At 34.2% G+C, this 15,923-nt stretch carries 11 protein-coding genes; 3 read left to right on the forward strand and 8 right to left on the reverse strand.

The annotated features are described in order from the left end of the window. Positions 1-94: 94 nt before the first annotated feature. Entirely contained in the window at positions 95-970 is an 876-nt protein-coding gene (locus JRC48_RS07890; protein ID WP_235069020.1) for a MurR/RpiR family transcriptional regulator, read from the reverse strand. 153 nt (positions 971-1,123) lie between these two features. Here JRC48_RS07890 and cls point away from each other — a divergent pair, with 153 nt between their 5' ends. Then, positions 1,124-2,659 (forward strand): cardiolipin synthase, encoded by a 1,536-nt coding sequence (gene cls, locus JRC48_RS07895; RefSeq protein ID WP_235069021.1) that lies wholly within the window; start codon positions 1,124-1,126, stop codon positions 2,657-2,659. 51 nt (positions 2,660-2,710) lie between these two features. Here cls and JRC48_RS07900 read toward each other — a convergent pair whose 3' ends face one another. From JRC48_RS07900 to JRC48_RS07920, 5 genes are all read right to left on the reverse strand, one after another. Then, on the reverse strand, positions 2,711-3,211 hold the full coding sequence (locus JRC48_RS07900) for a DNA-deoxyinosine glycosylase (RefSeq protein ID WP_235069022.1): 501 nt from the start codon (positions 3,209-3,211) through the stop codon (positions 2,711-2,713). Between the two features lie 10 nt (positions 3,212-3,221). After that, complete coding sequence (locus tag JRC48_RS07905; RefSeq protein WP_235069023.1) at positions 3,222-3,740, reverse strand: putative ABC transporter permease; 519 nt, start codon at positions 3,738-3,740, stop codon at positions 3,222-3,224. A 121-nt stretch (positions 3,741-3,861) separates the two neighbouring features. Then, entirely contained in the window at positions 3,862-5,157 is a 1,296-nt protein-coding gene (locus JRC48_RS07910; protein WP_235069024.1) for a TrkH family potassium uptake protein, read from the reverse strand. A 121-nt stretch (positions 5,158-5,278) separates the two neighbouring features. Next, a complete protein-coding gene (locus JRC48_RS07915; RefSeq protein WP_235069025.1) occupies positions 5,279-6,574 on the reverse strand; it encodes a TrkH family potassium uptake protein in 1,296 nt (431 codons plus the stop codon). A gap of 318 nt (positions 6,575-6,892) precedes the next feature. Beyond that, complete coding sequence (locus JRC48_RS07920) at positions 6,893-11,185, reverse strand: 2-hydroxyacyl-CoA dehydratase (protein ID WP_235069026.1); 4,293 nt, start codon at positions 11,183-11,185, stop codon at positions 6,893-6,895. A 447-nt stretch (positions 11,186-11,632) separates the two neighbouring features. On the opposite strand from JRC48_RS07920, the gene JRC48_RS07925 reads away from it, so the two are divergent. Beyond that, complete coding sequence (locus JRC48_RS07925; RefSeq protein WP_235069027.1) at positions 11,633-11,896, forward strand: hypothetical protein; 264 nt, start codon at positions 11,633-11,635, stop codon at positions 11,894-11,896. A gap of 45 nt (positions 11,897-11,941) precedes the next feature. Here the strand turns inward: JRC48_RS07925 and JRC48_RS07930 are convergent, their stop codons facing one another. Then, complete coding sequence (locus tag JRC48_RS07930) at positions 11,942-13,378, reverse strand: NADP-dependent glyceraldehyde-3-phosphate dehydrogenase (protein ID WP_235069028.1); 1,437 nt, start codon at positions 13,376-13,378, stop codon at positions 11,942-11,944. A gap of 932 nt (positions 13,379-14,310) precedes the next feature. On the opposite strand from JRC48_RS07930, the gene JRC48_RS07935 reads away from it, so the two are divergent. Then, the gene (locus JRC48_RS07935; protein ID WP_235069029.1) at positions 14,311-14,820 is read left to right on the forward strand and encodes a hypothetical protein; all 510 of its coding nucleotides are present in this window, start codon (positions 14,311-14,313) and stop codon (positions 14,818-14,820) included. Between the two features lie 74 nt (positions 14,821-14,894). On the opposite strand, the gene JRC48_RS07940 is transcribed toward JRC48_RS07935, so the two are convergent. Then, positions 14,895-15,722: an MBL fold metallo-hydrolase gene (locus tag JRC48_RS07940; RefSeq protein WP_235069030.1), complete on the reverse strand. Its 828-nt coding sequence runs from the start codon at positions 15,720-15,722 to the stop codon at positions 14,895-14,897. Between the last annotated feature and the right edge of the window lie 201 nt (positions 15,723-15,923).

Here is a 15,923-nt window from a genome sequence, read left to right on the forward strand (position 1 = left end):
TATCATAATCAAAATCAAGCCTCAATAGTTCTTCGTCTTTTTGATTGAACGTCTCAAAAATCAAAAGAAAATGACTTCTTATTTTGAAACAATGTTACAACTCATATTGTTCTCTACATTGATAATACTCGCTCATCTGTTCATAGCTTTCATTTTGTTTGACACTATTTTCAAAGTTTTGAGAAAATAAAATCGCAAATAACAAATCAAATAAATATTGAGCTGACGTTTGAAATAAAATCGGTCCCATGTCCGTAAATCGGTGAACGTTATAAAGATATAAATATTCTGTACTTAATTTGGCTAATTTCGAGTGACGGGATTGTGTTAAAACAATAATGGGAATATTTCGCTTCATTAACAGCTTGGCAATGCGATATAAAACAGGATTTTCTCCTGTTCTTGAAATAATAATGGCAACATGACCTTCTACCGCAACAAAAGCTTGCATAAACTGAGCATTAGAACCGTCATGAACAACGGCTTGTTTTCCCGCATATAAAAAATGAGAACTCGCCATCTTAGCTAAGTGCAAATTATGATCAAACGCATAAAAGTTAATACACGTAGCTTCTTTTAAGAGTTGAGCTACCCGTTTGAGTTGATCAAGATTAATGGCCTTTTTCGTTTGTTCAATCGCATTAATTTCTAAAGCAGCAACTTTATTCATCAGGCTATGTAGTGAATCTTCACTTGTAATGGAATGATTTCGAGCTAGTTGACTCATTAATGGTGTTTGATGAACTTCTTTTAAGTAATTAATTTTAAACTCAGAATAGCCACTAAATCCAAGTTTTTGACAAATTCGGACAACCGTTGCTGGAGAAGTATAGGTTAATTCCGCTAATTGACGAGATGATATTTTTTCAATCTCTTCTGGGTACGTTAAAATATAATCAACAATATGCTGTTCCGTTTGGGTTAACTTTTTCATTTGTTTTAGTTCATTAAGTTCCGTTATAATTTTCATAAATTCCCCCGCTTTTCTTATGATTTTATTTTAACGTAAAAAAGTGAGAGGTGGCAACGTTATCGTTTGAATTTTAGTTTACCAAGAAGTCGGATTTTGTTATAATATGTTTCATTATTTGGTAACATTGTGATTAAAGGAGAGTTATACATTTTGAAAAAAACACTAAGAATTCTTTTTGGACGAATTGGCTTTTGCGGAATGTTAATCGCTTTACAAGCGCTGATCTTAATTTTAGTTATCTTTATGTTCCAAGAATATTTTGTTTATTTTTATGCTTTTTGTATTTTACTAAGTTTTTCTGTCGTGATGTACTTACTAAACAATCGACTTAATCCAGCGTATAAGATTGCTTGGATTATTCCTATTTTATTATTTCCAATCTTCGGAGGTCTGTTTTATCTTTTATTTGGAAGTGATCAAACAAAGAAAAAGTTTTTAAATGAAATGCAACCGATTAATCAAAAACTAAAGCAAAGTTTAAATCAAACACCGACCATCATCAATGAACTAGAGTCTATCGATAAACGAGCGGCTAATCAATCACGCTATATTAGAGATTTTGGACTATGTCCTATTTATCAAAACACAAGCAGTGAGTATTTGAATTTAGGTGAGCGTAAATTTGAACGTTTAATTCAAGAGTTAAAACGTGCGAAGCATTATATTTTCCTTGAATATTTCATTATTGAAGAAGGTATCATGTGGAATACGATTTTAGAGATTTTGAAGGAAAAAGCTGCTGAAGGTGTTGATGTTCGAGTGATTTATGATGACTTTGGTTGTTTATTTTTACTTCCTCAAAATTACTCCAAACAATTAGAAGCCATGGGGATTAAATGTTGTGTCTTTAATCCATTCATTCCTTTATTAACCATTCGAATGAATAATCGTGATCATCGTAAAATCTGTATTATTGATGGGCATACCGCTTTTACGGGAGGAATTAATTTAGCGGATGAATATATTAATGCAATCAACAAGTTCGGTCATTGGAAGGATACAGCCTTAGTGATTAAAGGCGATGCGGTTTGGAGTTTTACGGTGATGTTTTTAACGATGTGGGATTACCTACGTCATACAAACGAAGATTATGAACAATATCGTCCATACGTCTACTTAAATGAGCCAATCCAAAGCGATGGATTCGTTCAGCCATTTACGGATAGTCCCCTAGATAGTGAATCAGTTGGTGAGACCGTTTATATGAACTTAATCAATCATTCAAAAGATTACGTTTATATTACAACTCCTTATTTAATTTTAGATAATGAAATGATTACAGCTCTTTCTCACGCAGCTAAACGAGGAGTTAAAGTCAAAATCTTAACACCGCATCATGAAGATAAGTGGTATGTTCATGCCGTTACACGTGCTAATTATCGTGCTTTAATTGACAGTGGCGTTGAAATTTATGAATATACCCCTGGATTTATTCACGCTAAGACCTTTGTCGTAGATGATGAATATGCCGTGGTGGGAACGATTAACTTAGATTATCGTAGTTTATATTTACACTATGAATGCGGTGCTTGGTTATATCAAACAAAAAGCGTATTATCCGTTCGAGATGACTATCTTGAAACATTAACCGTTTCAAAACAAATCACTCATGAAGATTTAAAGGCAATTCCTTGGCATCATAAAATCTTATACGCCTTCTTACGAGTGTTTGCGCCGTTAATGTAAAAATTTAAAAAGGAGCCAATTGGCTCCTTTTTCTTTTATCAAATAAGTGAATTAGTTTTTTATAGGAAGATAATCTAAAATCTTAGCGTATGACTCTTTTAATTGTTCATAAGAAATCCGACGATTAGCGGGGCTCGTAGACGGCAGGCCAATCGCCGGAAGATTAGTTTTTGGATAAATATATTTCATATAAAGATCGGTCGCTTTTTTACCTGTTGTAAAAATCGCTTCAATCTTAGCCTCTTTTAAAATTATATCTAGATCATTAGGAACTGGCTGTTTAATACTCGAATCGTCTGCACCCTCAATCTCACAGCTTTTTAAAACGTCCCAAAGTGCTAAATGATGTCGATGTAAAAACATCAGTTTCTCTTCTTTTGTTATTAACGATTTTTCATTAAAAAGATCGGCTAATATGTTCCAAAATCTATTTTGTGGATGACCATAATAAAAGCCATCTTCTCTTGATTTGGGTGAGGGCATCGTTCCTAAAATTAAAACTCTAGAATTTTCATCATAAATTGGTGGTAGGGTATGTTCAACAAGTGCCATCTCTCATTCCTCATTTCTTAGTTTGATTCATTATAACATGTTTTCTAATTGTTAATCCTTCATCGATTAAAAAAGCAAGAACTAAAAAAGGAATGATTATCCTCCAAATTAAAACAAAAGGAAGATAAACATGAGATTTGATCATAGGTTGCACAAAGCGAATCCCGATATAAGTTAGAATCGTCCAGTAACATGAAAATTGAAGACAAATTAATCCTTGAATATTATACTTTAAATCATAATAATTCCAATAATCAACATGAAAAACATGTCTCGTTAATAAACCTGATAGGTACTCTACTGTCGTTGGAATAATCGCACATAAAACGATGAGTAATACAGTTGGTAAATTCAATGTCTCTTGAATCAAAATTAGTAATGACATGGCAATCGCATACATCGGTTTAAACGGTCCGTATAAAAAGCCATCTTCTTGAAAATGTCCCGTCATGACTAAACAATAAAATTCTTCAATGACCCAGCCAATCAGTCCATATAAAAAGAAATTAAATAAAAAATATAAAAGCATCGAGCCACACTCCTTTTTAGTAGTTTGACTCGATGCTTTAAAGTTATACTTATCTATTCAGTGTCATTTTGAATCAATTCGTTCATATTAACGTTTTTTCTATTTTAAGAGGATCATTCATCTAACCAATCGTCACTCGTTCCTCTGGATAATTAAATCGCGGTCCCATTTTTTGATAAGACCAAATACACGCAATACTTAGTGGCCCCAATCGTCCTATAAACATCGTGATTCCTAAAATGAGTTGACTTAAATCACTTAACTTAGACGTAATCCCTAATGATAATCCAATAGTTGCTGTGGCGGAAACCACTTCAAATACTACTTCAGTAAAACTAAATTCAGACTCTAAAAGTAAAATAGCCACGGTACTCACTACGTTAATACTAATCACTAAACAAAAAATACTAAACGCCTTAATAATGCTATCTATTGGAATTCTTCGCTTAAATGCTGTGACAGGAGTATTGGTTGCAATTCCTTTAATACTTGTAATAATCGTAAAAAAAGTTGTTGTTTTAATTCCACCACCTGTTGAACCTGGTGAGGATCCAATAAACATCATAATCATTAAAAGTAATAAACTAGCCGATGAAAATTGATTTAGAGGGATTGTTGTAATTCCGGCCGTACAAGCTGAAACACTATAAAAAAATGCATCTAATAAATTAAAATGCTCGGTGATCATTAAAAGAAAGCTTCCTACTATGAGTAATAAACTAGTCATTAGAATGATCACTTTTGTATCTAAGCTAAATCTTTTAAATTGACGTTTAGAATAAATCTCAATAATAGGAACAAAGCCAAATCCACCAATTAAACTCAAACTAATGGTTGTAACATACAACAACAGATTATTCCGATACGTTAATAAGCTATGTGACTCATCTAAAATATCTAATCCTGAGTTATTAAAGGTAGACACCGAGTGAAAAGAGCTAATCTCTAGTGCCTTCCAAAACGGATAATCTTGAACAAAGACGATGAAACTTAAAACAAATCCAATTAGTTCAATCACTAGCGTAAACTTTAACACATATTTAATGAATCGAACACTTCCACTTAATGAATTAAAGTTCATCCCTTCCATTAATAATAATCGCTGATATACACCAAATTTTCGTTGAGCAATTAAAATAAACATCGCCCCTACTGACGTCACCCCTAATCCACCAATTTGAATTAGCATGGCAATCGCGATTCGTCCAAATAAATTAAAGTGTTCCGAGATATCTACCACGACGAGTCCGGTCACACAAACCGCACTAATCGAGGTAAATAAAGCATCCATGTACGTTACCTCTTTTCCCTCTAGATGAGTAAGAGGCAAGAATAAAATCAATGATCCCATTAAAATGACTAATAAAAAGATAATCGCTACATACTGTACCGGCCTTAATCTATTTAAATAAAACATACCTCTTCTCCCTACTAAACCTTTTTTCTTGATACGAAACTAGTTCATCTATCTATTCTAAAGAACCCCTCTACCATTTCTAAAAAGTCACTCTCAAATCATTCCCCCATGATCTTATCATCTATCCAATCGTCACTCGTTCCTCTGGATAATTAAATTTTGGAGCTGCTTTTTGATAAGCCCAAATACAGGCAATACTTAGTGGTCCTAGTCGACCAATAAACATCGTGAGACATAACACCAATTTACTAAAAACACTTAATCCTGAAGTAATTCCTGCTGAAAGACCTACGGTTCCCGCTGCTGAAACGACCTCAACAAATACTTCAATAAACGTTAATTTCGGTTCGGCCATCAAAATTAAAAGCGTACTCGTTGTAATGACCATAATCGCTAAAGTAAAAATACTAAAGGCTTTAATAATACTGTCAGCTGGAATTCGACGTTTAAAAGCGGTGACAGGTGTATTCGTCGCAATCCCTCTAATACTTCGAATAATGGTAAAAAAGGTCGTTGTTTTAATTCCCCCACCTGTTGATCCTGGTGATGCTCCAATAAACATTAAAACAGATAAGACAAGTAATCCAGCATGTGTAAAACTTCCAATTGGAACAGTACAAAAACCTGCGGTACGAGCGGAAACACTGTGGAAAAAGGCATCCATCCAACTAAATCCTTCTGTGATTTTTAATAGAATTGTTCCTACGATTAATAATGTTAATGTCATAATAACAACGATTTTTGTGTTCATGCTTAGCTTTTTAAAATTTCGTTTCACATAAATTTCTACTGTCGTCACATACCCAAGTCCCGCAATAATAATTAATCCTGCTGTTGTTAAATTTAATAAAATACTTTCACGATAAGGAATTAAATTTTGTCCCCCTCCTAAAATATCAAAACCTGCATTATTAAAGGCTGCGACAGAATGAAAGGCGCTAATTCCTAAAGCTGACCAAAAGGGATAATCTCTTGAAAAAACAATAAAACTAAGCATCATCCCAATCAATTCGACAATTAAAGTAAATTTCAATACATATTTAACTAATCGCACCACACCACTTAGTGATCTAAAATTCATACCTTCCATTAAAAGAAGACGATGATGTAAACCAAATTTCTTATGCATCATTAAAATAAACGCTGCTCCTACTGACGTTACTCCTAATCCACCAATTTGAATTAATAACGCAATGATGATTCGTCCTAACACATTAAAATGTTCGGCTGTATCAACAGCAATGAGTCCCGTCACACTAACGGCACTTGTGGCTGTAAATAAGGCATCAATATAACTGACGTGAGCACCTTTCATGTGCATAAAAGGTAACACTAATAAAATCGATCCTGTTAAAATAACCAAGAAAAATCCTAACACAACATATTGTGTCGGCTGTAATTTATTGAACTTAAGCATACTTAATCCTCCCTAGTAACTTCTCCATCACTTGCTTTTAACAAATCATCTCAGTATCAAACCTCAACATCATACACTTCCTTTCAATGTTAAAAAGACTTACTAAAAGACGCTATATCTTTTAATAAGCCTCGTCGCTTTGATTTAATCAAAATCAATAGTGACTTCAATAGAGAAATCAAATTACACTTAACATGCTAACTACTTTCTTGTCGATCATCTAAACGATCATGAATTCATCGATTTGATGATAAATCTTCATTATCCCGTTTATTAAATTTTCATCATTTTATTGTAACGTTACTCACTTATCTCTAATTAAGTTGTAACCAGTCCCTTGACTTCTTGTCTTTCTTTTTTTACTTTCGGATACACTTCAAATTCGGTTTCAATTGGCATATTCTCAAAGGCTGCCGAAACCATCAATTTAATTCGATTTAATTGATTGACTTCACTCGCTCCAGGATCATAATCAATCGCTACAATATTCGTTTCTTTATATGCCTTCTTAAGAGATTTAATCACACCTTTTCCAGTGACGTGATTAGGTAAGCAAGCAAACGGTTGCATACAGATGATATTTTTAACATCCATTTCAATGAGTTCAACCATCTCACCTGTTAATAACCACCCCTCACCCGTTTTATGACCTAAAGAAACAAACTGTTGTGCTCCTTTTGCGATTTCATGAATTCCTTTAGGTGACGTGAAGCGGGAACTTTTCTCTAATGCCTCTTTCATGGGTTTACGATACCACTCAATGATTTGAATGACAGATTCTCCGATGATTTTAGACACTTTACTACTCAGTAATAACTTAGAGTCGGTATCATAGGCACAATAAAGTAAGAAATCGACTAATCCTGGTACAACGGCTTCAGCTCCTTCATCTTCTATCACTTGAACGACGTGATTATTTGCAGTTGGATGAAACTTCACCAAAATTTCTCCCACGACTCCAACGCGTGGTTTTAAAACATTAGAAAGTGGTAATTGATCAAAGTCATGAACCATCTTTTTAATATTAGCTTTAAATGATCCGTGACTTGCTTTTCTTAAAGCATCTTTACACGTTTGTTCCCACGTTTGGTAAAGCTGATTGGCAGCCCCTTTTTCAATTTCATAAGGCCGTGTTCGATATAGGAGATTCATTAATAAATCCCCATATACTAAAGCTTGCATCGCTCGATTTAATAAAGGATAGGAGATTTTAAACCCTTCATTTTTTTCAAATCCTTGCGCGCTAAGTGAAATAACAGGCACTTGTTCTAGGCCAGCATCTTGAAGTGCTTTTCGTAAAAATCCGATGTAATTAGTGGCACGACATCCACCACCTGTTTGAGTGATTAAAAGAGCTGTTTGATTGACATCATATTTACCTGATTTTAAGGCGCTTATCATCTGACCGACAACTAAAATAGCTGGATAACAAGCATCATTATTCACATATTTTAATCCTTCATTAATCGCTTCATGATCAATTGCTGGTAAAACATCAACTTGATAACCTGAGTATCGAAAAGCTTCTTGGACTAGATTAAAATGAATCGGTGACATTTGTGGAGCTAAAAGGGTATAGTTTGGTTTCATCTCTTTTGTAAACTCAATGGAATGATAAGCTTTATCAACTTCATGTCTTTCAAACTGATGTTTCTCTCGTTCTAACATGGTTGCCTTTAAAGAACGAAGTCGAATGCGGGCTGCACCTAGATTACTTCCCTCATCAATTTTTAATGTCGTATAAATCTTGGACTGACTGGCTAAGATATCATGAACTTGATCTGTCGTAATCGCATCAAGACCACAGCCAAAAGAATTTAATTGAACTAGTTCTAAATCATCTTGTTTGGAAACAAAGCTTGCCGCCTGATAAAGTCGAGTATGATAAACCCATTGATCAACCACACGAAGGGGTCGCTTAACCTCTCCTAAGTGGGCAACACTGTCCTCTGTCAAAACGACAAGTCCTAGCGAATTAATCATCTCTGGAATCCCATGATTAATATGAGGATCGACATGATAAGGACGTCCGGCTAAAACAATTCCTTTTAAATGATGTGATCGCATATAAAGAAGCGTTTGTTCTCCATTAATACGAATGTCTTCTTTAAATGATTCTAGCTCACGCCAAGCTTTATTCACACTATCGTATATTTCTTGCCAAGATATCTCTAAATGCTCTAGCACATCATACAGTCGTTTCGCTAATTTATCTTTATGATCAAACGGTAAAAATGGATGATAATACTTCACTTGTTTTTCATACAGTTCATCCATATTATTTTTAATGACCTCTGGATAAGAAATAACAATTGGACAGTTGTAGTGATTATTAGCTTTTGGATCTTCTTTTTTAGAATAAGTGAGGGATGGATAAAAAATAAAATCCACATTCTTCTCAACTAAGTTCATCATATGACCGTGAACCAATTTAGCGGGATAACAAACAGATTCTGAGGGAATCGTTTCGATCCCTTTTTCATAAATCGCCTTAGAAGATCGATCAGAAAGAACGACCTCAAATTGTAGATTCGTAAAAAAGGTAAACCAAAAAGGATAGTTTTCATACATATTAAGCACGCGAGGAATTCCGACACGTCCACGCTTAGCATCTTTCGTTGCTAGTGGTTTATAGTTAAATAAACGATTATATTTATATCGAACTAAATTAGGTAACGCTTGATCGCCATTTGATTTTCCTACTCCTTTTTCACAACGATTACCTGAAATAAACGTTTCCCCGTCTAAGAACTTATGAACGGTGAGTAAACACCTATTATTACAAAGTCCACAACGCGTTCCTTTTGTTTTCATTTCAAAAACTTCAAGTGCCGGGGCATCTAATAAACTTGAATGCTCTCCTTGAACATAACGTTCTCTTGCAATTAAAGCAGCTCCAAAAGCTCCCATCATTCCCGAAATATCGGGACGGATCACTTCACGCTCTGACAATAGCTCAAAAGCTCGAAGAACCGCATCATTGTAAAAAGTTCCTCCCTGAACCACAATCTTTTCACCTAATTCGTTCGGATGACGGAATTTGATCACTTTAAATAAAGCATTTTTTATGACGGAATAAGATAGACCTGCTGAAATATCTCCTACTTCAGCCCCCTCTTTTTGAGCTTGCTTGACACGTGAGTTCATAAAAACGGTACAACGCGAGCCTAAATCAACCGGACGCTTAGCCATAATAGCAGACTTTGCAAACTCTTCAATCGTTAAATTCATCGATTTAGCAAAGGTATCTAAAAAAGAACCACACCCAGCGGAACAGGCTTCATTTAATAAAATACTTTCAATATTTCCTTCTTTAATTTTCAAGCATTTCATATCCTGTCCACCAATATCTAAAATGGTATCTACACCCGGACAAAAGTAATCAGCAGCTTTATAATGAGCAATCGTTTCAATTTCACCAATATCTACTTTTAATGCGGCTTTTAATAAGGCTTCTCCATAACCAGTGACCGTTGATTTTACAATTTTAGCGCCTTTAGGAAGCTGTTGATAAAGTTCTTTCAGTACTGAAATACTTGATTGAAGTGGGCTTCCTTGATTACTTCCATAATGGGTGAACAACAACTGTCCCGCTTCATCAATGAGCGCAACTTTTGTGGTCGTTGAACCTGCGTCTATTCCTAAAAAACAATTCCCTTTATAGCCCTTAAGTTTCCCACGAGAAACAGATGATGATTGATGACGTGCTTTAAATCCATCGTAATCTTCTCTTGTCTGAAATAACGGCTGTAATCGGTTAGATTCTTCAACCTCAATTGACTTTATAGCATTGAAACGATCCATCAACTCTGAAAAATCAAGAATTTTTTCATTCACACTTGATAAGGCAGCTCCTAGTGCCACATAAAGCTGAGAATGTTGTGGAAAAACGACTTGGGATTCACTGAGTTGAAGCGTCTCAATGAATCGTTGACGCAGTTCTGATAAGAAATAAAGTGGACCTCCTAAAAAAGCAACGTTTCCTTTAATTGGTCTTCCACAGGCAAGACCACTAATCGTCTGGATCACGACAGCTTGTAAGACAGAAACGGCAATATCTTCTTTAGCCACTCCCTCATTTAGAAGGGGTTGGACATCCGTTTTAGCGAACACTCCACATCTCGCTGCAATCGGGTATATCGTTTGATAATTCTTCGCTAGCTCATTCAAACCAATCGTATCAACTTGTAGTAACGATGCCATTTGATCAATAAAAGCACCTGTTCCTCCCGCACAAGTTCCATTCATTCGCTGTTCGATGCCATCTTTAAAGTAAGTGATTTTAGCATCTTCGCCTCCAAGCTCAATGGCGACATCTACTTCCTTATAATAAAGCTTCGTGACTTTAGTTGAAGCCACCACTTCTTGAATAAATGACACATCTAAATGTTTGGCTAATGACATTCCCCCTGAACCTGTCATCATCATCGTAAATGGGTGAGATTGAATCACTGATTTTGCCTCATCTAATATTTTATTCAGCGTCTTTAAAATATCTGCAAAATGGCGTTGATAGTCACTAAATACTATGTTTTGCTGATCATCTAAGATCACGACTTTAATCGTTGTTGATCCAATATCAACCCCTATATGAAGTATATTTTTCCCCATCTTATTCGCAGTATTTCTGCTTCTCCCCCTTCTCATTGATGCTATTTTCGCCTATCCTCTTTTCTTATTCATTTTTAATCTTTCAATTATAAAATTATTATAAGTTATATCCATTTTTTAGCAAGTATTCTTTCTTAAAATTCAATTAAAACATATGCATCTGTAACGTTTCATAGAATTAAAAATAAAATTAAACCCCTTTCTTTTAAGTGATGCATGAATTTAAGTCATTATATTGAGTAGAAATAAACTAGCTAACGGCTAATTCCTCGTCATGAACTTTATTAGAAGTTGAATGAAAGATCTCCTCTTAAATAGGCTTATCCATTAATGAAAAATATGATGACTACAACGTTAAGAGACACCTGCTTGATGATATAGCAACTAGTTGTTAAACACTATCTAATAGGATATAATACCCATAAAACTCATAGGGGGGATTTTATAATGAATAATAAATTAACTGACGTGGTCTATTTTAAAAGAATTAAAACTTTTATAACCAAACATAAACAAGGATTCATTTTTATCATGGGGATTTTATTGATTTTATTGGCGTATCCACTTGCAACGATGCTTTCAACCCAAATCATCATACACGATGCTAATTCCTATCAAACGACTTACGACCCACAAAAGGCATTTTATCTAATCTTTTCGTTCTTCTTATCAGGAAGTTTGATTTGTATTTTCTCTATGAAACAAAAATAAATATAAAAAGAGTTCCATTCGATCATCGAATGAAACTCTTTTTTGTTATTCGTTAATATTTAAAACAATTACTTTTTCGCGCGTCATTGAATCAATACTACGACGGACTCCTTGAATACCTAGTCCTGACTTTTTCACTCCTATAAAAGGAAAATGATCAGGTCCTCTTTCCGTTCGACCATTAATTTGCACTGATCCTGTTTCAAGTTTTCGAGCAATTGTTAAAGCTTGATCAATATTTTGAGTAAAGACACTAGCCTGTAGTCCATATTCAGAAGCATTTGCAATGTCAATTCCTTCTTCTAAAGAAGAAATACGAATAATTGGTAAAACAGGTCCAAATGGCTCTTCCCACGCAATACGCATCTCTTTCGTAACGTGATCTAGTATCGTTGGATAAATCAGATTGTCTTTACGTTCACCACCGAGTACTAACGTTGCACCCTTTTGTAAAGCATCATCAATTAACCCTTGAACAAAATCTGCCGCCTGCTGATCGATTAAAGGAACGATCGTCGCATTTTCTTCTGGGGAACCAACTGATAATTTTTCAACTTCTAACTTAATTAATGATAGTAGTTCATCTGCTACGGAATCATGAACTAAAACACGTTTAATAGCTGTACAGCGTTGTCCTGAATAAGAGTAGGCACCTGAAACAATCTGTTTACTAGCAAGCTTTAAGTTAGCATCTTCACAGACAATCGCTGGGTCTTTTCCTCCTAATTCCATGACGAGCGGAATCATTTTTGCTTTTTGTGCAATTCGCTCACCTGTTACTGTTCCACCCGTAAACGTCACCATTGAAATATCTTTATGTTCAACTAAATAATCTCCAATAACTGAACCTTTTCCTGTCACTAAGTTTAATACACCTGCTGGAAGATTTGTTTTTGCTAATGCTTCAATCATTTTAATTCCACTGATTGATCCTTGTGTCGCAGGTTTGAAAATCACACTGTTTCCTGTAATTAGGGCAGGCGCTAACTTAGCTGCTGCTAAATTGACAGGATAGTTAAACGGTGAAATCGCAAGAATGACTCCAAGGGGTACTCGTTCTACAACTGCAAGTTTTGAACGACTTCCACCAGGAAAGTTCTCACCATTTAAGCTTTGACCCCTTGAATGAATCGCCTCGTCAACTGTGTAACGAATTAAATCAACAGTTCGCTCCACTTCTTTGACTGCATCTTGATAAGCCTTACCGACCTCTTGCATCACAGTTGTTGCTAATTCCTCTTTCATTTTCAACAACTCATCAGCCCATGCCTGTAAGTAATGAGCACGCTCATAAATACTCTTTTTCGCCCAACTTTTCTGTGCTTCTTTTGCCCCCTGAATACACTGATCGACTTCTTCTTGTGTTAAAGCTTGAACAAAGCCAATCGTCTTTTTTAAATAAGGAGACTGAATCTCAACTGTTTCACCAGATTCACTCTTCTTCCATATTCCCTGACTATAATACTGATATATACTTTCCACGATGAACTCACCATCTTCCATATTCATTGATATCCATAAATATCTATCTTTTATTTTTTCAAAATTACTTATCATTATTTCGTTCTCATGATCTATAAAAATCAAAATCCATGACACCTGTTCAGAATAAACCTCAGTGATTTAAAAATGAACAGTTAAGTATTAACACAACTCTTACATCGTTAAAAATTAAGCTAAACTGACAAAACAAATAGTGAAAAACTTTTAACTTTAAGAATCATTATCAAACCTAAACAATAATAACGTACATTTTTTATTGTCGATTAGATTTTTTTAAAATCGCTAGAGGTCCCTGAGACCATAGTATGTTTAAAAGATTAAAATAGATACACCTTTTTATTAACCACCTTAAAGAGATTCTTCTGATATAGCCGATCAAACGAATGAATAGGCATAATTGCTTAAAGATTTCAGCAGATTTAACTTAAAATAGTTACTCCAAAAAAATTTTTATTATATCTAGACACTGTTTTTTTACGTTTGTATATCTTAGTATTAATGAACGCTCAGTCTTTTATAGCATCAACTAAAAAGGAGTGATCAAAAATGAATCAAAACTCTTTTAAACAAATACTACATGAGTTGTTTTTGATTTGCTTTTCAAATGTTGTTCTAGCAAGTGTTTGATGTATTTTAACACGTGATTACTATGAAAGTCACAGTAGACTTATCTATGATTCTTTTAATTTATTCTATGAGTTTAAGACGTTATTTATGATAAATCTGCTCACATCTATGAAAAATAAAGTCCATTCATTAATGTTTTGGATAAATGACTATAGAATCTCATCAAAAAAAGTTAATCATCTATCCCCTTACCTTTCAGATTTTCAGACTTAACTTCACTAGCTCACTTTTATATTTTCATATTTTTACACATAATCTCTTGATAGATTTTAGGAGGAATGAAAATGAAAAAAGCCTATCTTTACTTATTGATCGGTACTATCTTAATGTTTTTTTCACTTAGAATCGTTCACTTAGACTTAATCATTCATCTTTGTAGTTATTTACTGATCACCTATGCTTTATTTTTAATAAATGAAAAATATCAAAGCTTTACGTTAACATTTGCTAGCCAATTAATGATTGGACTTTTTTTATTTGAAATATTACAAGTTGGAAATGCTCCGACTTCACCTTTCTTATTAACGACTATTTTAAATACGTTGATTCTTGTGAATCAATTATTCGTTTTTTATCTCGTTATTAAATCAGAAAGTGATGTGACAGAATCATTTCATGTTTTTAAATATAAGCGGATGGATATTTTTATTAGTTTAAGTCTGTTTATTTTATATCTCTTTTCTTACTTTAGTTTCTTTGCCTCTTCTTTATTTAACATTCTTCATTTATATTTCTTTTTCTTTCTTATTTATGTTTTTTATAAATTCTATCATTGGCATCATCATTCCTCGTAGCTCTTGTTCTTTGTTTTTTTAATAATCTTAATAAACAAAAAGATTAAGCTCCGACGAACTTAATCTTTTTTCATTTATTCAACCGTCTTTTTATGATGTGGTTTAGCTACCTCATCAAAATGATTCATTAATTCTTGAAGACGATTTCTTAATTCCTCTCCCTCAATAGGCTGACCATGACTAACAATTGCTAGTTGTGGATTTAAATCAATAATTTTTTGGATGGATTTTTTAGCCTCTTCCCAGTTCGTTGTAAAATATTTAGGAGGGCCACTTACTGTTTCATGCTGAGATAACACTGACATCAAAGATTCTTGTTTGACCGTTGTAAAAGCATCTGATGCAATTAACACTCCATCGCGCTCTCTAAATAAAGCAATTTGTCCTTCTGTATGTCCCGGAACTAAAATAAAGCGCCATTCAGGTAAATGGGGAATCGTCCCGTCTTCTGGCAATGGATGAACACGATCTCCTAAATCGATACTTGTATGTGGAAAACTTTTAGAAAGTTTAGCAATCCATCCATCATCCACTTCAGTATCTGCTAGTGGATAATCTTTTTTTCCTGTTACATAAGGCAGTTCTAGTGGATGAATATAAACTGGAACATCCCAGTGAGTAGCTAGTTCAAATACGGATCCGACGTGATCAAAATGCCCGTGTGTTAAGATAATAGCTTCTGGCTTTTTTCCCAAACCTAGTTCATCTTCCACAACATGACGAATAAAATCACCTGAATTTTCAAGTCCTGTATCGACTAAAACCCATTGATCTTTTTGTTTACCAAGTCCACTAATAATACAAGCATTTGAAACTGTAAATTCTAATAATAAAATATCTTTTCTAACCCAGCATTTTGTTCGGGTTAAAGTAGATAAGGCTTCTACTAACATATTTCCCATTTTATTTCGCTGTTATCATCGTCTTTTAACAGCTACCTCCTTTAATCACTGATTAAAAATAAATCTAAATCTCACAAATTTATCATTCTTTACTTTAGTAATTCCAAACTAAAGTACTCGGTGTTGGTTGAAAAAAGTGAATCATTTTTCTCTTATGTTTTATGCGTATATCTATCGATAGATTATGCATTTTACTAAGTT

It is taken from the genome of Turicibacter sp. TJ11 (assembly GCF_021497505.1).
Classification (GTDB): domain Bacteria; phylum Bacillota_I; class Bacilli_A; order MOL361; family Turicibacteraceae; genus Turicibacter.